This is a genomic window from Butyrivibrio sp. AD3002, from assembly GCF_000420905.1.
Classification (GTDB): domain Bacteria; phylum Bacillota; class Clostridia; order Lachnospirales; family Lachnospiraceae; genus Butyrivibrio.
Window position 1 is genome coordinate 96,575 of sequence record NZ_ATVV01000011.1, and the last position, 21,899, is coordinate 118,473.

General features: G+C 42.9%; 18 protein-coding genes and 1 riboswitch. Of the genes, 10 read left to right on the forward strand and 8 right to left on the reverse strand.

Features of this window, described 5'->3' with window-relative positions:
* The first annotated feature begins 13 nt into the window (after positions 1-13).
* The 3 genes from hisA to G596_RS0109370 all read left to right on the forward strand — a co-directional run bounded on the left by hisA (position 14) and on the right by G596_RS0109370 (position 4,850).
* Positions 14-811 (forward strand): phosphoribosylformimino-5-aminoimidazole carboxamide ribotide isomerase, encoded by a 798-nt coding sequence (gene hisA, locus G596_RS0109360; protein ID WP_022761581.1) that lies wholly within the window; start codon positions 14-16, stop codon positions 809-811.
* A gap of 375 nt (positions 812-1,186) precedes the next feature.
* On the forward strand, positions 1,187-2,962 hold the full coding sequence (locus G596_RS0109365) for a methyl-accepting chemotaxis protein (RefSeq protein WP_022761582.1): 1,776 nt from the start codon (positions 1,187-1,189) through the stop codon (positions 2,960-2,962).
* Positions 2,963-3,182: 220 nt separating this feature from the next.
* Positions 3,183-4,850, forward strand: a complete 1,668-nt coding sequence (locus tag G596_RS0109370) for a dicarboxylate/amino acid:cation symporter (protein ID WP_022761583.1) — start codon at positions 3,183-3,185, stop codon at positions 4,848-4,850.
* A 59-nt stretch (positions 4,851-4,909) separates the two neighbouring features.
* Here G596_RS0109370 and G596_RS0109375 read toward each other — a convergent pair whose 3' ends face one another.
* The 3 genes from G596_RS0109375 to G596_RS0109385 form a co-directional block, all read right to left on the reverse strand.
* Entirely contained in the window at positions 4,910-6,577 is a 1,668-nt protein-coding gene (locus tag G596_RS0109375; protein WP_022761584.1) for a dicarboxylate/amino acid:cation symporter, read from the reverse strand.
* Positions 6,578-6,595: 18 nt separating this feature from the next.
* Positions 6,596-8,395, reverse strand: a complete 1,800-nt coding sequence (locus G596_RS0109380) for a methyl-accepting chemotaxis protein (RefSeq protein WP_026671271.1) — start codon at positions 8,393-8,395, stop codon at positions 6,596-6,598.
* Between the two features lie 263 nt (positions 8,396-8,658).
* Positions 8,659-8,859: a cold-shock protein gene (locus tag G596_RS0109385; RefSeq protein WP_022761586.1), complete on the reverse strand. Its 201-nt coding sequence runs from the start codon at positions 8,857-8,859 to the stop codon at positions 8,659-8,661.
* A 340-nt stretch (positions 8,860-9,199) separates the two neighbouring features.
* Here G596_RS0109385 and G596_RS0109390 point away from each other — a divergent pair, with 340 nt between their 5' ends.
* On the forward strand, positions 9,200-9,490 hold the full coding sequence (locus tag G596_RS0109390; RefSeq protein WP_022761587.1) for a YerC/YecD family TrpR-related protein: 291 nt from the start codon (positions 9,200-9,202) through the stop codon (positions 9,488-9,490).
* A 187-nt stretch (positions 9,491-9,677) separates the two neighbouring features.
* Here G596_RS0109390 and G596_RS21625 read toward each other — a convergent pair whose 3' ends face one another.
* Complete coding sequence (locus G596_RS21625; protein ID WP_022761589.1) at positions 9,678-10,094, reverse strand: bactofilin family protein; 417 nt, start codon at positions 10,092-10,094, stop codon at positions 9,678-9,680.
* A gap of 27 nt (positions 10,095-10,121) precedes the next feature.
* Entirely contained in the window at positions 10,122-10,958 is an 837-nt protein-coding gene (locus G596_RS0109405) for a peptidoglycan DD-metalloendopeptidase family protein (RefSeq protein ID WP_022761590.1), read from the reverse strand.
* 224 nt (positions 10,959-11,182) lie between these two features.
* Here G596_RS0109405 and G596_RS0109410 point away from each other — a divergent pair, with 224 nt between their 5' ends.
* The 6 genes from G596_RS0109410 to G596_RS0109435 all read left to right on the forward strand — a co-directional run bounded on the left by G596_RS0109410 (position 11,183) and on the right by G596_RS0109435 (position 19,693).
* On the forward strand, positions 11,183-11,692 hold the full coding sequence (locus G596_RS0109410; protein WP_022761591.1) for an SEC-C metal-binding domain-containing protein: 510 nt from the start codon (positions 11,183-11,185) through the stop codon (positions 11,690-11,692).
* 179 nt (positions 11,693-11,871) lie between these two features.
* Entirely contained in the window at positions 11,872-13,749 is a 1,878-nt protein-coding gene (locus tag G596_RS0109415; protein ID WP_022761592.1) for a threonine--tRNA ligase, read from the forward strand.
* A 59-nt stretch (positions 13,750-13,808) separates the two neighbouring features.
* Positions 13,809-15,488, forward strand: coding sequence for a hypothetical protein (locus G596_RS0109420; RefSeq protein WP_155829232.1), 1,680 nt, complete (start codon positions 13,809-13,811; stop codon positions 15,486-15,488).
* 64 nt (positions 15,489-15,552) lie between these two features.
* Positions 15,553-16,239, forward strand: coding sequence for a hypothetical protein (locus G596_RS0109425; RefSeq protein ID WP_022761594.1), 687 nt, complete (start codon positions 15,553-15,555; stop codon positions 16,237-16,239).
* 325 nt (positions 16,240-16,564) lie between these two features.
* Positions 16,565-16,644: riboswitch (cyclic di-GMP riboswitch) on the forward strand.
* A 56-nt stretch (positions 16,645-16,700) separates the two neighbouring features.
* The gene (locus tag G596_RS23735; protein WP_022761595.1) at positions 16,701-19,352 is read left to right on the forward strand and encodes an Ig-like domain-containing protein; all 2,652 of its coding nucleotides are present in this window, start codon (positions 16,701-16,703) and stop codon (positions 19,350-19,352) included.
* The gene (locus G596_RS0109435; protein WP_022761596.1) at positions 19,349-19,693 is read left to right on the forward strand and encodes a hypothetical protein; all 345 of its coding nucleotides are present in this window, start codon (positions 19,349-19,351) and stop codon (positions 19,691-19,693) included. The genes G596_RS23735 and G596_RS0109435 overlap by 4 nt, the downstream gene beginning before the upstream one ends.
* Before the next feature lie 82 nt (positions 19,694-19,775).
* Here the strand turns inward: G596_RS0109435 and G596_RS23740 are convergent, their stop codons facing one another.
* The 3 genes from G596_RS23740 to G596_RS21640 form a co-directional block, all read right to left on the reverse strand.
* On the reverse strand, positions 19,776-20,648 hold the full coding sequence (locus tag G596_RS23740) for a CPBP family intramembrane glutamic endopeptidase (RefSeq protein WP_022761597.1): 873 nt from the start codon (positions 20,646-20,648) through the stop codon (positions 19,776-19,778).
* A 233-nt stretch (positions 20,649-20,881) separates the two neighbouring features.
* Positions 20,882-21,433: a flavodoxin family protein BilS gene (gene bilS / locus G596_RS0109445; protein WP_022761598.1), complete on the reverse strand. Its 552-nt coding sequence runs from the start codon at positions 21,431-21,433 to the stop codon at positions 20,882-20,884.
* A 7-nt stretch (positions 21,434-21,440) separates the two neighbouring features.
* Positions 21,441-21,707 carry a hypothetical protein gene (locus tag G596_RS21640; RefSeq protein WP_022761599.1) on the reverse strand — a complete coding sequence of 89 codons (267 nt, stop codon included), beginning with the start codon at positions 21,705-21,707 and terminating at the stop codon, positions 21,441-21,443.
* Positions 21,708-21,899 lie beyond the last annotated feature (192 nt).

A 21,899-nucleotide genomic window follows, 5' to 3' on the forward strand; every position in this document is an offset into this window, starting at 1 on the left:
AAATGAGGACAAAATGAGACTTAGACCTTGCATTGATATACATAACGGACAGGTTAAACAGATTGTAGGCAGCAGCCTGCGCGACACGGGGGACTTGGCTAAAGAGAACTTCGTATCAGAGCAGGATGCTGCTTTTTTTGCACGCCTTTATAAGGAAAAAGGGCTGCGGGGAGGACACATAATAGTCCTGAATGCAGCTGACAGCCCATATTACGAAGCATCCGTGGGGCAGGCGCTTTCCGCGCTCTCCGAGACACCGGGCTATCTGCAGGTGGGCGGAGGAATAACCGCTGAAAATGCCTGGAGATTCCTTGATGCCGGAGCTTCGCATGTCATCGTGACAAGCTATGTTTTTAAGGATGGAAAAATCAATTACGAGAACCTTAAAAAGCTCCTTCGGGAAGTCGGAAAAGAGCACCTGGTACTCGATCTTAGCTGTCGAAAGGGGACGAATACTGATAGTTCCGAACAAAACTACTACATCGTGACAGACAGATGGCAGAAGATGACTGATGTTGCCGTGACAAATGAAACTATGGATGAGCTTTCGAACTACTGCGATGAATTTCTTGTCCATGCAGTCGATGTGGAAGGAAAGCAGTCCGGTATAGAAGAGGAACTTGCAATAATGCTTGGCGGTTGGGGGAAACTCCCCATAACCTATGCGGGTGGAGTTCATAACTTCGATGACCTTAACCTTTTGAAAACCTGTGCAGACGGAAAACTTGATGTCACCATCGGAAGTGCACTCGATATTTTCGGTGGGAATATGTCTTTTGAAGAAGTAGTAAAAATGATGGAACACAGCTGATATGCCTGTGTTCTTTTTTAGTACCATAAAAGTGTAGTTGTTAGAGAGTAATTAACTCTGACATCTGCACTTATTTTTTTATAATAAGGGGAGTAATTGGCCTGACGTGGCTCTTTTTGGATCAGCGCATCCGTCATAAAAACCGTTAGCCAACCCCTTATTATAAGCATTCGCTTAAGCAGGTAGGGAGAAACACCCGCGTAACCAACTAAACTGAATGATAAAAAGGCTGGAATTATTCATCCAGCCTTTTTTGTGTGTTTTTATGCATTTTTTATTAAATTTTATTAAAAAAATATTAAACGTAAAACAGCGCATTATTTGGCTGTATAATGTATATAGGTGGATATTTATTATATTGAAAGGAGTGTCGCTATGTCAAGGACAACTGAAAACAAGAAGAATAAGGTCAGTTTTTTCAAATCTATTCCGGTTCAGATTTTGTTCTTTAATATTCTGATGTTGCTGATATTTAACATAGTAAGCTACATTGTTAACGATGGAATATCATCCATGTCTGACAGTGCTCAGGGTATAATTGCCGGAGTAACCGAGCTGGTTCATAAAGAGGGAACAGTTAAGGAAGATCTGGCCAGGATTGACGGAACGATCCAGAGCGCACTGGGGCTATGGTCATATTACGCTGATGCTGATAAAGAGAGAATCGGAAGCGAGCTTAAATCCTACGAGAGCGAAGTGACCACTCTTGTAAAAGAAATCGGCGATGAGTTTGCTATGTATGGCGATCCAAACGCAACGACACAGCTTGATGCTTCGGCAAAGGCTCTTATTGCGAACGTTGATGAAGTGTTCAATATCATGATGACAACCGGCGATGGACGTGTTGCCTCGGAGATACTTACCGGAGATTATATGACTAACATGGAAGGTGTCAAAGAAGGCATGACAACCCTTGATGCATCGGTGGATGCACTTCAGGGTAATGTTGTAAATTATATGGCACAGGCAAGAAGTAAGATAACTGTCATGAATGTAACAGGAATGGTTGTGTTTATCGTGTGCCTTCTTTTGAACCTCTATGTTTCATTTGTTCTTATCACCAAAGTTATTGTTAAGATTTCCGACTCTGTTCAGGAAATTATAAATGATATCAACGCCGGAAAGGGTGACCTTACAGCAAGAGTAAATGTTAAGACCGGAAATGAGCTTGTATTTATAAGAGACGGCATAAATGATTTTATTGAAACCCTGCAGGGCGTAATGAAAGATGTTAAGAGCGGAACACTCATTCTTACAGATTCCGCAGACAAGATGACCTCACAGATCGCTTTGGCTAACGACAACATCACCAACACATCAGCGGCGCTTGAGGAGCTTTCAGCCAGCATGGACAATGTGTCAACTACAGCTTCTCACATTAAGGAGCAGCTCAATGATGTAAGAGATGCGGTGGAGAGCATCAATGATGAGGTTGCTTCAGGAAAAGAGCGTGCAGGCGAGATCCAGAAGGAAGCTGATACCATTAAGAATGAGGCTATGCAGAAGAAGGAGAATACAGGTGCCAGAGTTGAGGCGCTCAGCAAGACCCTTGATGAGTCAGTAAAGGAAAGTGAGCAGGTTAATCAGATCGGAGAACTTACCAAGGTTATCCTCGATATAGCTTCCCAGACAAACCTTCTTGCACTTAACGCCAGCATTGAGGCTGCAAGAGCAGGTGAAGCCGGCAAGGGCTTTGCGGTAGTTGCGCAGGAGATCAGTGCACTTGCCGATAACAGCAGACAGACAGCCGGAAATATTCAGACTATAAGTGAGAATGTGACAAAGGCTGTTCAGGAGCTTTCGAATAATGCCATCGAGGTTGTAGATTTTATCAACAATACTGTTATTGCCGATTATGAAGCCTTTGTTGAGACAGGAGAGAAATACGAGAGTACAGCAGAGATAATGAATGAAATTCTTGAAGGCTTTACTGAGAAGGCAGACTCTCTTGATAACACAATGCACAGCATGGCAGACTCAATTCTTACAATCACCGATTCCGTTGAAGAGTCCACACAGGCCATCAGCCTTTCAGCTTCCAACTCTACGGAGATTGTGGGAGAAATTCAAGAAATCGGAGAGGCCATGGATAATAACAATCAGGTTACGAACAAACTTAGCGACAGTACAAAGAAGTTTATAAACGTATAATACTATTAGACAGCAAGTCAACAGAAAACGCCATCGAAACTGATGAAAAGTCAAAGGATCAGTAAAAAGGCAAAAACTATTTTTTATAAAGTAGCACTAGCATGGGACTTAAGAAATCATGTTAGGGCTATTTTATACTAATTTAAGAAAAGAAGAGTGCATAATATAGTACGATATTATTAGTAAGATTCGTAGAGTTTTTGCAGAGGGGGCACTCAGAATGAGATATATCAATGCGAAGAAAAGATTTATGGTATCTGATGAGGATTGCATCAGTAGAAGTATCCAGTTCGCTGAAGAATCACTAAAAAGTATAGGCTTAAATAAAAAGCTCGTAATAAAGGCTATTCTGGTTGCAGAGGAGACGATTGCCCAGCTTATTAAAAAGATGCCTCCCAACGGTACATTTACTGTCTGTGTAAGGAAAATTCTTGGTGAGACGGAAGTGGTAATAAGGGCCAGAGGACCTGAATATAATCCGGATACAACAACCGCAGACGGGGTTGATAATTTAGAGAGGCTTGAGGATGAGGATGCGCAGGATGCAATAAGAGCGATCTTGCTGAAGGCACATGGCGAGGACTTCAAGGTAAGCTATAAAAACGGTGTCAACAAGATCAGAATTCTTGCAAGCGGTGCTGAATCTTCAATGCTTATTAACACAATGATCGGCCTTGTGCTTGGCCTTATTTTCGGAGTTCTTTTGCAGATGGTGATTCCGCCGCAGATTGCGGGAGGTATTTCAAAATATGCACTGGATCCCATAAAAACAGTCTTCATGAACTGCCTTAAGATGATAATCGCACCGGTTGTCTTTTTCTCAATCGTATCCTGTGTATCGCAGTTCAAAGACCTGTCCCAGCTTGGAAGAATTGGCGGCAAAGTAATGGGAGTGTATATGCTGACGACGGTTCTGGCTGTGCTGCTGTCGTTGGGTATTTCGATGCTTATTCACCCCGGGAACTTTGGATTTGCGCTATCCCTTTCGGAAGCGGCAGCAGACGTATCCGTTGATACGAATGTTGATACGTCGATTCTTCATACGATAATTGGAATATTCCCATCGAACTTTGTACAACCATTCGTGGATTCAGATACCCTTAAGATAATATTCCTGGCATTTATATGCGGAATAGCAGTTGGAATGATCGGTGAATATTCGGCATTCCTAAAGAACTTTTTCGATGCCTGCAATTCACTTTTCCTTACAATAACAACGCTTGTCACAAAGATAATTCCTGTCGCTGTATTCTGCTCGGTAGCGCTCATGGTTAAGGACATGGGAGGTGCGTCGATTTTATCGGTGCTGGGGTTTGCCGGAACAGTTCTGTTTTCGATGTTTTGCATGATGCTTGTGTATGGTGTCTTGATTGCTATTATCGGAAGACTGAATCCCATACACTTCTATAAAAAGAATCGGGAAGGTATGCTTACAAGTTTTACGCTTGCATCAAGCAATGCGGCCATGCCGACAAACATGAGAACCTGTACAGATAAGCTTGGAATATCTCCCAGGGTCTGCAGCTTCTCAATACCGCTAGGAGCAACCGTTAATATGGACGGAACCTGTATATTCCTAACAGCGGCGGGATTGTTCCTTGCCAGAGCTTACGGGATCAGTATTCCTCCGTCAGCTTACCTGTCTCTTATCATAACCATTATTTTGCTTTCGCTTGGATGCCCCGGAGTTCCCGGAGCTGCAATCGTATGCGTAGGCATAGTTCTTGTACAGATCGGTGTTCCGATTGAGTCGGTAGGACTTATAATCGGTATTCATCCCATTATCGACATGTTCGAAACGATGTCCAACACAACAGGAGACGTGGCTGCCGCCTTGATTGTGGCCAAAACCGAAGGCCTCCTCGATGTAGACCTCTATAAATCATGAAAAACAGTTCCCCGGGTGATGAATACATATACCCGGGGAACGTTATTAATGGGATAGTATTAGTTTTTGAATTTATCCAAATCCAATAGGTTCTCGGTTTTGGCAACTATGAGGGCGGCGGCAACATCGCCTGTAGTATTCGACATGGTATCGATCATGTCTATTATAGGGTGAATTCCCATCACAATTCCGATAGCTTCCAGAGGAACGCCAATCTGCCCCAAGACAATGCCGAGACACACAAGTCCGGATCCCGGCACACCCGGGCAACCGAGTGACAGTAGGATAATAGTGATAGCAAGTGAAAAGTACGATGAAGCAGGAATGCTGATTCCATAAGCTCTGGCAAGAAACAATCCTGCGGTTACCAGAAAAATACAAGCACCATCCATATTCACCGTAGCACCAAGCGGAATGGAAAAACTGCATACTTTCGGAGAAATCCCGAGTTTATCGGTGCAGATTCGCATATTGGTGGGCATTGCTGCATTACTTGATGAAAGAGTAAAACTCGTAAGCATGCCTTCTTTGTTCTTTTTATAAAACGTAAACGGATTCAGCCTTCCCATAATGGTAATCAGAATGCCATAGATTATGAGCATGCAGAATATCGCAAACAGCTGAGTAAAGAAAAATCCCAGAACCGAAATAAGTGACTTTCCGCCAAGATTTTTAACCATAATTGATGCAGAACAGAATACAGCGATAGGAATACATTTTGAAATTATTGTCGTTATGGTAAGGAAAAGTGAATTGCAGGCCTCGAAGAATTTTCCCAGAAACGATGAGTATTCACCGATCATCCCAACAGCTATTCCGGTCAGGGCAGCAAGGAAAATGATCTGCAGGGTATTGGAATCTACAAACGGCTGCAGAAAATTCGAAGGGAAAATGCCTACAATTGTGTGAAGAAGAGATGTATCGACAGTTGTATTCACTGATACATTTTGTGATACATCAGTAAGGGTAAGAGCAAATCCCAATTCTCCTGGTTTTATCAGCATAGAAATGCCCATGGCCATCAAAATAGCAAGCACTGTTGTAAACAGATACATGCTCATAACTTTGCCGCCGATCCTTCCGAGCTGGGATAAATCCTTAAACTGCGATATGCAGGATACGATCGAGAAAAAGACCACCGGTGCGATAATCATTTTAAGACAGTTCATGAAGACTGTTTTTACAGGATCCAGAGCATATTGTAAAATACCATCTGCAACCTGCGACGGAATTACTGTTTGCAACAGAACTCCGAAAATAAGTCCAAGCCCAAGACAGATCATAGTATTAATAAGCATTGAAGATTCTGCGCCGCCGGCGAGAATTCTGATCTTGTTGGTTCCGTTTTTATAACTTACTTTATAATCCTCACCATGGGCTTTTAGGAGTAAGGAACGTATTATGTCCTGAGCATCCTCATCTTCAAGCTTTTCGAGATTATCAATTCCATCTGCGACTGAAGTATCAGGATGATATTCGCTTCCTTTTGCAGTTATAACAACTTCCGCCTCGCCGAGCATTTTTCTCACACATACTGAAAAATGCCCATTTGGCGGTATCCTCTCTATGAGCTGAGCAATCGTTTCTTCTGCAATAAGAATAGTCTTTATCAAATGCTTTTTATTTAAATCAACACTCTTTAGGGTATCTTCAATAAAACCAATACTCTCTCTTATACAATCCTCATCAGACACCAAAAACACTTTTTTAGAATTAATAAATTTCAAAACAAACTCCTCCGTATATCAAAGTGAGAATTTTGCAACGAAGTCCTGGAGTTCCTGGGCGTTCTCGGCGAGCTTGTCGGAGGCTTCCGCAACCTCGTGGGTGGAAGCTGTCTGCTGCTGTGATGCAGCGGATACATTCTGAGTCTCGTCGGCAACGTTGGCGCTCATTTCCTCGATCTTCTGAATATTGTTGGCAATAGTCTCGGTACCGCCTGAAAGCTGGTCAACAATCTCACTCATGCGGGCACTCTGCTCGGATACAGAGTGAACACGGCTTACAATCTCGTTGAAGGTATTACCGGCCTCGTTAACGACTTCAGAACCTTCAATAACACTCTGGGCACCTTCTCGCATGGATTCTACAGCTTCTTCGGAGCTTGTCATTATATCACCGATAAGAGCAGTGATCTTGCTGGCTGCTTCGTTTGACTGATCTGCGAGCTTGCTGATTTCACTGGCAACTACAGAGAAGCCTTTACCCATTTCGCCGGCTCTTGCCGCCTCAATACTTGCATTGAGTGACAGGAGATTGGTCTGGCTAGCGATTTCTGCAATTGTATCAACGAAGGCGTCGATATTCTTTAGCTTATCGCCAAGACCTTCAACCATAGTAGCAGTATTTTCCACGGATTCTTTTATCGTATCCATCATGGCTGTTGCGCGGTTCATGTCGGCAGCACCCTTTGTAGCAGCTTCGTTTGTAGCATTTATCATGTCATTGGAGGTAACAATTGCATCCTGGAATTCCTGCATGTTATTGACAAATTGCTGAGTCTCAGTGCTTGCTCCGGATACAGCAGTAATCTGGCCGCTGCAGGAGTTAGCTACAACTGTGCAGGAGTTTGCAACCATTTCACTGGCCTGTGCTGACTGTGAAGCGCTTGCGGAAAGCTCCTCAGATGCAGATGCAACGTATGCTGTAGTATCTGAAATCTTTGCCATGAGTTCACGGATATTGGTATGCATGAGATCGAGGGCTTCAGAAATAAGACCAATCTCATTATTATGTGTTTTTAACGGACGAACCTTTTGTATGTCACTGTTATCGCTAAAGTCGCTGTTTGCCATTCTCTCCATCTCTTTTGCAACGAGAACAATGGGAGTACTGATCTTTTTGCCGATATAAAATGCAAGAATTATGCCGAGAATGATCATGACAATCAGCACGATAACTGACTTGATGATGGAGTTCCGCAGAGAAGCCTCTGCTTCAGCTTTATATTCTGCTTCGAGAGCATCGATGTGATCAATCCATACACCGGTCCCTACAACCCAGTTATAGGGCTCGTAGAGCATAGTGTAACCCATCTTCGGGAGCGGCTCTGTCTCATCGGGCTTAGGAAAACTGAAATAGGAAAAACCACCGCCTGCCTTAGCATTTGCGATGAAATCCTTGATCATATATACGCCGTTGGGGTCGCAGGAATCTATACGACTTTTTCCCTCGGTATTCTCACGTCCCAGAAGCACGACATTGACACCTTCTGTGGTATCAATCCAGAAGTATCCGTCGCCGTCCATGTAGCGGAGTTCGCGGACATATTCAGCGGCGATTCGCATGGCATCGTCCTCTGTAATGGCACCGGCCTCTGCAGCTTTATGAACCTGTTCAATCAGGCTGACAACGTTCTGAACCTGATTTCGAAGCTCTGACTGCTGGTCCTCCAACAGCCTTTGTCTATATGCGGCGGTCTGCTTTTTTGTCGTAGCGATTGTGCTATTAATTGTAAAAAGCTCAATGATAATACCGGTCAGAATAACAGCACCGGCTATGACTGCAATTAAGACATACATTAAAGATCCATTACGTTTTCGCATTGTGATACCTCCATAAGAAAAATCGAACACAATTAAATCATAACAAAAACGTGATAGGGATAAAATTAAGTAGGCATAAAATTAGATTAAAACCTTATAAAATCGTAGGGATTATATATGAGATTGGAAGAAATGAAAGATGGTCTGGCCTCAAAAAACCCATCCGAAAACGGATGGGTTAGTTGATTAATCATTTGTACACTTGCTGATTCTATATATTAAGAATAAGGCACATTGTAGTCTTGATTAAATGTTGCCGCTAATTAAAGCTTGTTTACGTTAACGGCCTGGGGTCCTTTTTCACCCTGGATTACGTCGTAATCAACTGCAGCGCCTTCGTCGAGAGACTTGAAGCCCTCCATGTTGAGTCCGGAATAATGTACGAATACATCATTGCCTGCCTCATCAGAAATGAAGCCGTAACCCTTCTGGTTGTTGAACCACTTAACTGTACCCTTGTTCATAGCTTACCTCCACTAAAAAATAAAAAATAGTTCTTATCGTCAAACGAGTACATCAATTGACGATATGTTGTATTAAAACAACATAATTAGGATATCATACGGGGCATTAAAAGTAAAGAAATTATTAAAATATTCGCGAAAAAAATCACAATTTACAATACTTATGATAGCATCACTTTACTTTAATTGTTTAGTGTGTTAAAATATGCAAGCAGTGAAGTGAATTGACGAAATAAAGTAAATTATGTTTCAACATATTTATTTGCTTTTTTGGATATAGTTGCTTCATTTTTTTATGCATTAGAGGGCAATGATATTTTTTATCACACGGAGGATAATAATGAATAAGAAAATTCGTACAGAGGCTGTTGATCACTTATTTGAGGCCATTCTGTCACTTGATGATAAGGAAGAGTGCTATAGCTTTTTTGAGGATCTTTGCACGGTGAATGAGCTTATGTCTCTTTCCCAGAGATTTGAAGTTGCAGCCATGCTCAGAAAGCATAAGACCTATCTCGAGATAGCAGAGAAGACCGGAGCTTCAACCGCCACCATCAGTAGAGTTAACCGCTCACTGAACTATGGCGACGACGGCTACGCTTTGGTATTCTCTAAAATGAAAGAACAGTAAGTGGTAAATCTTCTCTTCGTGGGAGATAAGATAAAGATTAAAGCCTTCTCCCTTAGGGAGAAGGTGGCAGCAACGCTGCCGGATGAGGGATAATAAAAAGCCCGCCGGAATATATATGAAATTTCAAGCGATTATAGCTTTGCTAACGAGCGAGAAATTTCATATATATTTCGGCGGGCGTATTATATTAAGTAGTAGCAGCTCTTTCTTTGGCTGTTTCAGCAGAGGTCTTTTCTGCGGTCATCTTGCATTGGCCCTGGAAAATTGCATTTTCATCGATTACGAGAGTTTTTGCAGCCAGGTCTCCGACAAGCTTTCCTGTGTCACTGATTTCAACTTTACCCTGAGAGCAGTTTACGTTGCCCTGAATTTCACCTGCAAGGAAAAGGTTTGTAGCGGTAACTGCGCCTACGATTTTTCCTTCCTGACCAAGAATGAGTGATCCGCCTACGGAAACATTGCCGTTGATGGTGCCATCAACCCTTGTGCTCTCCTTAGCGGTGAACGGACCATCCAAAGTAGCGCCGGATGCGATAAACGTTGTTATCGGCTCCGCAGCAACATCAATTGAACCGTCTGATTTTGAACTGTTAAAAAGTGCCATTGTATTCCTCCTATTTTAGCGGCTTTATTAACCGTTAATCTCAACCATCTCTTCGGGATTGACAAAAACCCCGTCCAGCTTGATCTGATATCCAAGTTTTGTATTATTTTCTCCGACAACGAAAAGTGTAGCTCCCTTGGCAACACTGTCACCTTCGTGAACGAGGCTCTCGCCGGCATTTCTGTAAATTGTTATATAGCCGTTGCCGTGGTCGATCGTCACACTGTTTCCGTATTTTACATCTGCAGTAACGCTGGTTACTGTGCCGGAACCTGAAGCAATTATAGTAGAGTTGGCCTCGGTGGTAAGAATGAGGATGGGATCAAGTCCTGTGGTATCAACAGGAGTGTTCTCTGCATCTTCGCCCTCCGCACCTTCTTCGTCAGCGTTTTCTTCGCCGCCGTCCGCCTGAAGTTCAATCTCGGTAGAATTAGGATCGTCGTAGGAATTCTCCATCGATGCTGTTCCTGAGATAGGAAGAAGAGAGGGGATGTACTGCTGCTGTTCCTCGGCTGCGGTCTGAGCCTCCGCCTCAACCTTCTGATTGAGCGCCTGACTGAGCTGAGATACTTCATTCTCAAGCTCGGAGTTTTTCTGAATGAGTTCCTTGTTTGCTGTATCGAGTTCCTCTATCTGAGCACTCTGCTGGACTGTATATTTTTTCAGAGATGAGAGTGTGATAGCTGAGTGGATGACATAACATATGAGGAATAAAAAGATCGCAAATATGGAAAATGCCAGAACCTGAGCTGCTACATGTCCCACATGGAAGCTTCCGCTGCTCCCGTCGGAATCCCCCGAAATAATCATAAATGTGTAGTGGCGTTTATGCCTGTGTTTTTTTGGTTTATTAATATCTGCCATAAAAACCCCCATTAAAATTCAACTTATAATAGCATATATTATTAAAAAATCCAAGATATAGTTGTTTGAAAAATGCGGACCGCTAAATCTGCCATTTTCACCTGAGAAACCCCGAAATATCCCAAACGTTTACATAACAATGAAAAGATACTATAATATGAAAGATTAACATCTTGTTTATGTTGATTTCGAAATACTATTATTTGGAAGTGAGGTTACACATTATGGCATTATTAAAAGAGTGGCGCGATATGGCTTATTCAGAGAAAGCTGATAAGGCCCAGCTGCAGAAACTTTGGACAGATTATTTTCAGAAGGAAAAAGAGATCTATGCAGAGCTTCTTAAGAATCCCGACGAAGTTGTAAAGGGAACAGTTAAGGAGCTTGCTGAGAAATATAGCATCGATATCATGACAATGACAGGTTTCCTTGATGGAATCAACGATTCACTTAAGGAGCAGAACGACATCGAAGCAATGGAAGAGGACACAGAGGTTCAGCTTGGCTTCGATAAGGAACTTCTCTACAAGAACATGGTAGCAGCAGGTGCTGACTGGCTTTATGGCCTTGAGGAGTGGAATGATATCTTCTCAGAGGAGAAGCAGAAGGAGCTCTACAAGGAGCAGAAGGCTTCACAGACCGTACGCAAGGAGAACAAGGTTTATCCCAATGATCCCTGCCCGTGCGGAAGTGGCAAGAAGTACAAGAAGTGCCACGGTAAGGGTAAGTTCTAAGAGAGGGTAAACTCTGATATAAAAGGCCCCCTCATCCGTCTGCTAACGCAGACACCTTCCCCCCCCAAGGGGAAGGCAGGAGATAAGCCTTCTCCCACTGGGAGAAGGTGGCGCGAAGCGCCGGATGAGGGGCTTTTAATAAAAATAACTGTACCCGGTAGGTACGGAAGGAGAGAACAATGACAAAAGAAGAATTCAAAGAAGTGTACCGCCATTCATTGGCACACATCCTGGCAAAAGCCGTAATCGAGCTTTACGGTGAGGAGACACAGTACGCAATTGGTCCGCAGGTGGCAGACGGTTGCTATTATGACTTTGTTTTGCCTAAGGCTGTTACTGAGGATGATTTCAAGACCATCGAGGATAAGATGCGCGAGATCATCAAGAGAAGAGAGGACTGGACAAGAAAAGAGGTGTCCAAGGCTGAGGCTCTCGAGATTTTCAAAGGTCAGAAATTCAAGACCGAGCTTATCGAGGACCTTCCCGAAGGTGAGACAATCACTACATATAATACAGGTGATGATTTCATCGATCTTTGCCGCGGACCTCACGTTGAGAACTCTCAGGAGTTGATGAATGTTTCCTATAAATTGAAGGCTGTATCAGGTGCTTACTGGAGAGGTGATGAGAAGAGAGATTCCATGACTAGAATCTACCTCTACGCTTTCCCTTCAAAGGATGAGCTTAAGGCTCACCTCAAGATGATCCAGGAAGCTTTGGAGCGCGATCACAAGAAGATCGGCGCTCAGCTTGACCTTTTCATGTTTGATGAGACAGCTCCCGGAATGCCTTACTGGCTTCCCAGAGGCTGGAGGATGTACCAGAAGCTCCTCAAATTCTCAAGAGATATTCAGGAGAGACATGGCTACACAGAAATCGCAGCTCCTCTTATCGATAATAAGAAGCTGTGGCTCATCAGTGGTCACTGGGCTCACTACATCAACAACATGTTCATAGTGCCCGGAATCGCAGGTCACGTTCAGGCTGATACAAATATTCCGGATGTAGCAGAGAGTATGGATGAGGATGCACCTAAGGCTCCCGTAAAGATTGAGAGAGGCTCGGTTATCTACAACAGAGAAGCGCTTGATACAATGGGCGCTAAGCCTATGAACTGTCCTAACGCTATGATGACTTACAAGAGAACAGTTCATTCTTATAAAGAACTTCCTATTCGTTACAGCGAGTATGATGTACTTCACAGAAAAGAGAAGTCAGGACAGATGAACGGTCTTTTCCGTGTTCAGGAGTTCAGACAGGATGATGACCATACATTCGTAATGGAGTCACAGATCCAGGATGAGATTGCAGATATCATCTCAATTGCAGACGAGATCTACAAGACATTCGGTGTAACTTACAGAGCTGAGTTTTCAACACGTCCCGATGACTTCATGGGTGATATCGAGGTTTGGAACAGAGCTGAGGCTGCTATTAAGAGCATTCTTGATAAGAAATATGGCGAGGATGGCTATGAGATAAATGAAGGCGACGGTGCTTTCTACGGTCCCAAGATCGACCTTCAGATTAAGGATGCGCTCGGAAGAGAGTGGCAGTGCGGAACAGTACAGCTTGACTATCAGCTGCCTCACAACTTTGGCCTTACATATCAGGCTCAGGACGGAAGCCTTGAAATGCCTGTTGTAATCCACAGAGCAATTTACGGATCACTTGAGAGATTCATTGGTATCATTATCGAGAACTTCAAGGGTGCATTCCCGTTCTGGCTCAGCCCTTATCAGGTAGGTATCGTTCCTATCCGTGTTGAGCACAATGAGTATGCTAAGAAGGTTGCAGATCTTCTTTACGAGAACGGCATCGATGTTGAGGCTGATTACTCCGACAACAACATGAAGGAGAAGATCAAGAAGTTCAAGAACTACAAGGATCCTTACATCATCGTACTCGGTGACAAGGAGGCAGCTGAGAACACTGTTTCAATCAACGTTCGCGGCTCCAATAAGCAGATTCAGAACGTACCTCTCGATAAGTTCGTTGAGATGTGCAAGAAGATGAACTCTGAGCACACACTTGAGCTTATTGATAGTGTAGAGTAAAAAAACTAATCAGAAATAAACGCCTTCCCCCACTGGGGGAAGGTGGCGCGAAGCGCCGGATGAGGGGATTAATGACACTCCTTAACGATTCAAAAAAAACGTGGGACAAAGCCGAAATAATCTGCGGAAGTCTTCTATACCTGATTTCTTCAGCAATGATTATCTTTTCAGCATATCTTTGCTTTAGTCCCGACATATGGTACGACGAGCTCTTTAGCATGCAGCTTGCCACTAAGCCTGTTTCTGAGATGGTTAAATTAACAGCGGCGGATGTTCACCCGCCGCTGTATTATATTATCGTCCATTTCGTGATTAAGGCGCTCACACCCTTTGGCAATTCCTTCATGTCATCCGGACTTGTAAATAGCGGAGCTGCCCTGGGGAGCATGCAGATCATGTATGCAAAACTGGCGAGTGTAATTCCGCTGTTCATTCTCTTTCTGTATGCGCTCACCATCATCAGAAAGCGCTACGGAATTCTCGTGGGAGGACTTTTTTCCTGCGCTGTGATTGCAATGCCGCAGATGGCTGATTATGCGGTTGAAGTGCGTATGTACAGCTGGGTTATGCTTTTTGTGACAGCACTTTGCATACACGCCGGGCCGTTTATTGAGACTGAAAAGGATAAGCAGATAAAGGGACTGAAGTGGGGGAAGATTTTTCCTTTATTTATATATGGGCTGTTAGCCTGCTATACTCAGTACTATGCTGCTGTCGCAGTGGCTGCGGTATATCTGTTCCTGATCATTTGGTCGGTTCGGAAAAATGTATACCAGCTTGGGATAATACTCATCAGTGCAAACATGACTGCAGTCTGTTATGTACCCTGGATAAGCGTTGTGCTTTCGCAGGCGAGATCAGTCTCATCCAATTACTGGATTCAGCCGCTGTCTCTAAGGAGCTTTGGCGGAATTATCAAGTTCCTGATGAAGCCCGGATTTTTTAATGATAAACTCGCTACTGTTCTGGCAGTTGTGATGTTTGTGCTGGTGGCAGCAGTGGTATTTTGCAATATCAGGGACTCCTATATGTGGCTCTGCTTCATGCCGATAATCGGAATTATTGCCTTTGGCTTTGCTGTGTCATTTTTACTTAGACCTGTTTTTATATACAGGTACATGATTCCGGCTATGGGAGCTATGTGGCTTTCAGTACTGATTGCTGCTAAGCGGCTCCTTAATGGAGAACGTGGAAAACTCCTATTTGCAGGACTTCTTCTGTATACATTGATGACTATTTTCTGTATCAGAGACTTTTGGGCTTTCCGTGGAAATGAGCTCTATAAACGTGTTAATATGGTACAGACGGAGCAGTTCTGGAAGGATATATATGAAGGCAACGGTTCTGAAGACACCGATGAAGACTCGCTTTCGGAGAAGCCGATACTAATCTGTAATTTTGAACAGGTAGCGGCTCTTTCAATGTACTATGCGAATGGATACTGTGACATAGTGGGAGATGCGGGAAAAGAGCTTCCGGTACAGGTTTATCTATACGGAGCGATAACGGATAGCATTCTTGAGAGTACTTTACCGGGGATACAGGTTATAAGTGAATACCCGGAAGTTCAGGAGCTTGTGGACAGTGGAAGGAGAGTGCTTTTCATTGGAAGCTTTAATTCCCGAGAGGACATTCTGAAGGACTGGAAGGAATCACCTGCCGGAATCGAAAATAAGAACATTGGCAGCTATTTGAATGAGCGATATTGGTTTGATGTGTTTGAACTATCGCGAAAATGAGAAGACAGACAAGAGGATAGCTGATTACAGAAAGATTATTTCTATAGATATATAGGAGAGACATTTGAGAAAAAGATTTTTATCAATTATCTTCATACTTACGGTATTCACGCTTGGGAACAGCAGGATTAGCACGCTGGCTTCGGCAGGTGCGGGCGCGGTTCTGGATGACATGATTAAGGATGCGGATTCTGAGAATTCTTCCGGATCAGGTGATGAATCCAAGGTCGGAGGTATGTCAAAGCTTCCGGAAGCACTTGCCTGTACGTTTTTCGTGCCTATGGGATTTAAGGCCTCAGATGAACCCGGAGTATTTGTAAATGAGCACTATCCGCTGGAATCCGCAAACATTACTTACGAGGTTTCGGTTCTTCCGGAAAAGAAGATTCTTACCAATGCTCAGAGGGCAGCAGGGGAATCCGAGGATGCTACCAACATCGAGTATAGGTATGATGAACTCACCGCAGAGATGTATGAGACTATTCAAAAGGAAAACTACGAAAGTCTCTACGGAGAAAACATCGGCTTCACTCTGGAATCCTTTGAAAATATGGAGTATGACGGCTTCCCGGGATATATGATAAGGACATCTTTTACCCCGGAGAACACGCAGACAATCCACCAGGCTACCGCAATAGTTCTATCCAAAAACAAGGTCTTCACAATCGTCTTCTCAAGGGCAGAGGATGATGACTTTGAGGACAAATGCACACAGACACTGGATACAATACATGTTCTTGCTAAGAAGTAACCGCTCGTTTGAGCGGTTTTTCTATTATATACGATGGGGATAGTTTTTCTTTTGAGGGCCGATTTTGGGAAACGTGAGAAGTCGCTTTTGTTAACTTTAACCTTTATAAAAATAGATATCAACGATAAAAAGAATATTCTATGTCAGGTGTGCGGAAACTAAATTTGCTGATACAAAGAGAAATATCAGGAAAATAGAAGAGTTTAAGGGAATTATTAAATTTTGAATATAAAGCAATTCGTTTATAAATATTTTAGAATTAGTCTGATTGACGGAAACTAAATCGGAGAATAGACTACAGTTACTGTTTTTTGTTCTGCGACAAAACATATTTCGGCAAACTATGGGTGACCATAGGACGCAAAGCTATAGGGACTTTCATTAAGAAGTCAGCCAGTTGCACTTTCTGAGAACCTTAGCTTTGCGAAGCGAAGGTTTTTTAGAAAGGGGATTTGTTCATTATGAATCGAATCAAATCAATTCTCGCTATTGCTTTGACAATGTTAATTGTCTTTTCCGGCGTTTCGCCGACTTCTATGTCAGTAATGGCAAAGAAGGCATCTTCGGGGGAAAAATCAATTACCCTCAATTATTCCCAGTACACCCTTAAGAAGGGCAAAAAAGTAAAGCTTAAGGCAACAACATCTTCTAAAAAGAAGTCAGTTGTATTTAAGAGTAAAAACCCAAAGGTAGCAACCGTTGACAGCAAGGGCAACGTAAAGGCTGTTAAAAAGGGAAAAACAGTTATTACAGCTACAATAAAGGGCACAAAGAAAAGTGCAAAATGTACTATTTATGTAGGTTCACCCGTAAGCACTGTATCCATTGGGGACCAGCAGATAGAACTTAATGCGGGACAGAATTATCAGGTAACAGCAAAAGTAGAACCCTTGGATGCTTCTATTAAAACAGTAAGCTTTAAGAGTTCAGATGAGTCTGTTGCATCAGTTTCAGAATCAGGACTTATTGTTGCCAAAGCAGAAGGAACTGCAACAATAACAGCAACAGCTAATGACGGAAGTAAGAAAAGCGCATCTTTACTTGTTAAGGTAAACGGTGCAACACAAAACGGCAAAGATTCCAAGGATTCAAAGGATTCCAAGGATGCAAATAATACAAATAATACAAATGGCACAAATGGCTCAGGTGAGTCCGGTAACTCAGGTGGATCATCAGAGTCAACCATAGGTTCCGCATCAAAGAATTCAGGCCTTGTAACCCTGACTGCTTCAAGTAATAGTGTTGTAGCAGGAACCACAGACAATACGGTATATTTATATGCCACAGTCGCTGTAAATGTAGATAAAGTTGAACTCTATGACTCCAATGGCAACTTTGTAAAAGCGATGGAGGATGACGGAGTTTATAAAGATAGCGGCGATGATATGAAGGGAGACCAGATTTACTCTGCTTACAAAAGGTTTGTATCAGGTAATAACGGTCGTTACAGCTATTATGTAAAGGCATATGTGGGATCAGAGGAGATAACCTCTGACACAGTTGATATTGATGTTGTTTCCGTAATGTCCGCTGAAAATAGAGAAGAGATGACAGCAGCGGATAATGCCATCGAAGAGGTAACGGAAACTCTTAATCCAAATGCCACCATCGAAGTAAAAAAGACAGCAGTTCAGAATGTCTTAAATGAACAGAAAAACTCCGGAAATATTAAATCTGTCGGAACATTTGACAGTGAATCAAATGTTATAACCTTTGAATATACTGATGGCACCACAGGTGCAGTATCTCTTGAAGAGAATACAATTAAGAGTAATGGTACCGGAAAAGTTCGTAATCCCAAGGGAAGCGGACTCTGGGATACAATGATTAAGTCGGAATCTCTTGCACCGATTGTGCGTAACAGCTCAAATACTGCAGGATCAATCGGAAAAGCTATCATATACTTCGGTTTTAGCGGAAGTAATGAAGTAGGCTGGAGAAAGGCATATTATAACGACGAAGTCATTCCGGAACTGAATGGAATGGGACTGACAACAACTATGAAGGAAGCTACCTTAAAAGACTTCAAAGCTATGTCAGCCTATGATGTTATTGTTTTCAGTATGCATGGATCCTCTTATGGAAATGATCTTTTCATGTGTACCTATGAAGAGGTTACTGATGCTAAGGATAACGCATATTATGCAGATCTGATAAAGGGCAGAGTAGTAAGAACTATACTTATGGATGGTAAAACTTACTACTGGGCTAAGCCATCATTCTTCACTGCAAACCTTGGTGTTAGTGCACTGAACGGAAAAGTGCTTTTCTCTGAGACCTGTGATTTTATGGGCGAGGGAACGGCTGTAAATAATCAATTTTCATCAGCGTTCTTAGGACGCGGAGCAAGTACGGTTGTGGGCTTCCATAATTCAGTTCTTGCAATCTACAGCAGAAATCTTATGAAGGCATTTGTTACAGGACTTGCTTCCGGTAAGACAACAGGCGACGCATTCGCAAGTGCAACGGCAACATACGGGGTAAATGACGGACACGGAGCATACCCTATACTTTCAGGATCAACCAATACTGTGCTGTTCACAGATGATTTCAAAAACGGAAGCTTCGAATTAACACCTACTTTGACAGAATGGTATCATCTGGGTGATGCAAGAACCATAACAGGACTTGCGGAATTATCACCCACTCATGGTAAAAAGATGGCAATCATCACAACCGGTATCGGATCCTCCTCTTCTTCTTACGATACTCAGAAGGAGGAAGGCACAGAGGGCAGCGTACTTTCACAGACCTTTGTGGTTCCTTCGGATGCAAACTCGCTCAGCTTTACATATGACGTGGTATCCGAAGAGCCTCTGGAATATGTTAATACTGAGTTTGATGACAAATTTATAGCCCGTCTCCTGGATACTAACGGAAATCTGATTGTAGAGCTTGCACGTGAAGAAGTTAATACTTCCACATGGTACGAAATCTTTAATATAGATTTTGACGAAGGTGATGATACTGTTTATCATACGAAGTGGAAGGATGTTTCCTACGATCTGTCTTCGCTCAGAAATCAGAGAGTAACACTTGAATTCGTGACATTTGATGAAGGCGATTCAGTATTTGATACAGTAGGTATAATTGATAATGTGGTCGTAAGATGATGAAAAATGCAGTTCGAACAGTTATACTGATTGCAATAATTTCATGTTCCATTCTTTGCGGATGTAACCGCAAGATAACCGATAACGGTGATAAGGAGGCAGCGGCAGTTATGAGCAGTGATTATATCAGTGTTGTTTCGGAAAGAGTGACGAACGTTTTGAAAAATGCCACCTCTGAGGATGCCGCGTTGTCAGGATTAAGCGAAGAATTGGAAGCATTAACGAAGGAGGGATATATTCTGGACTATAAGATTGATTATCCCAAAGCAGTGAAGGTGACCTATTCGGATTCCACGGAAGGAATGATCATGCTTACACCGTTTGATACTAACTACAACTAAAAATATGAGGCGCAGGGATTAGTTCCCGGCGCCTCTTTTTGTTTCAAGTACAAACTTCTTTCGCAAAAAGCCTTTGACTTTATTATGCGGAGAGCTTATCACTCTCATCGAATTTTTCTACCTTGGGTATGCTCCTGTAGATGACTACTGAAAGAACAGCGAAGGCTGCAAATAATACAAGAGCCAGGATTTGATTTAAATCCTCCTTTACAAGATTTGACAATATCATCGCAAAACTGTTGTTAACAATGTGTCCGATCATTGCAGGAACGATGGACTCGTACTTGTAAGCAGTGAATGCAAGCGCTGCGCCGATCGGAATAGCATATAAACTCTGAACGGGATTCATGTGCATCAGACCAAACATTACAGCTGAAAGCACTGTGCATCCTACGATACCGAAAGCCTTCTTTGATTTTTGAAGAATTACTCCTCTGAAGCACAGTTCTTCTGCGACAGGTCCCAGAAGCATAACTGTAAGCATGCCGATGGTCTTATTGCCATCAGTTATAGCGCCTATTAAACTGCTAAATAAATCTCCGCTGCCGGGAATCAGTACCGTTACGAGCCAGCCGATTACTGCAGCCAGAAAATAAGCGGCAAAGGTCAGCGAAAGAATAAAGCCGATATCCTTAAGGCTGGCAATCTTTTTGAAGCCGGACTCGTAGGTTCTAAGCTCTTTTGCTTTCTTGACATAACTTCTGTAATACCAGATTCCGAAAACAAGAATGCAGACAATTTCTGCGATGAACTGAACCACCGGCATAACGCTCATAACATAAGCTGTAATTGCTGCGGCATCTGTGGCAGCTTCCGGATTCATAATCGGTGCAATGATGGATGCAACCAATCCAACTACGGCCTGGATAGCCAGAAACAGTAACATTAATCCCAGTGCAACAAGCACTGCTTTTCCTTTGCTCCCCTTTGTATTCATAACATTTTCTCCTTTCATACAACACCCCTCATTTCTTTAGAATATACATATATAATACAGCCAAACTGCTCTCGTGAAAACCTTATAAAATAAGTCAGTGTAACTCCGTATCCGGATGCGGCTACGGTTACCTGTGTTGACGATGACGGCACCGTCCGCTTCACCCTCGAAGACGCCCTCACCGGCACCGAATTTGCCCTGATCCGCGTCAATATTGAGGACAACGTCCAATCCAAGAAGGATTGATGAATTTACAGAATGTCTCTGAGGTGGGAGTAGTTTTCTTGTTCGGGGATGCGGTGAACGGCCGTGTCGGCAAAGACGTTGGCGCGAAGGAGGTCCTGCTTGTCGGGGTGGCGCTGTCCTTCATCGAAGATGGCGATCATTCGGTCGGCGAATTCATCGCCCCGTTTTCCGCGGAGCTCTTCGTAGCGATCACGGATGAAGGCAGGCATGGAGCCCTGGCAAAAGAAGGAACCGAGATAGCGGTTGTCTGCGGGAAGCCAGACAGTAGCAATGGCCTCGACGGACTTGTAGTAGGCGGGATCATTTCCCATGCCACAGGTGCCGAAAAAGGCCACATTTTTTCCATGCAAAGAAGAAATAAGGTCTATGACTTCCAGTGAACAGGTACCGCGGTTAACCCAAAAACCAACGAAATAAGTCTCGGCATCATGCCTTCCGTTCCAGCTTCGTACATTGATCTCTTCTTTGGAGTCGGAAGGAAGCGCATAGAAAATTTCATCGGCTATTTTCTTGGTATTCCCTGTTTCACTTGCATAGATCACTAAATATTTCAGCATGTTTCCTTTATGGTTTTCTGAAAAACTTTATAATTCTGTCGGTAAATTTTACAAAAGCCTCATTTTCACGATAACGTCTCGGAATATTTTTTGAGAAAAGACGAAAGTAACTGTAAATGAGCAGAGCAATTGCTATGTAATATATAAACTCAAAAGGAGTAAGGTACGACAACACAAGGATAACAACCGAAGCAGCCAGACAGGTTTTGGTCAGTCTGTCAGTTCCGTATGCACCGTACCGTCCCTGAAAAAAACGATATAAAAAATCTTTCATATACTACACCTTCGAACAAGATCAATATGTGTTTAAGTTAACACCCCCTCAATCTTAAGGAAAGTATAGTGTTCATGCGGCGAAAATACAATTAATCGCCAATGAATTTCTCTTAAAAATCCATAAATGTATTATTACCTAAACCCAAACTTTATAAACACGAAATAAGCTTAATAGATCACTATTTCCTTG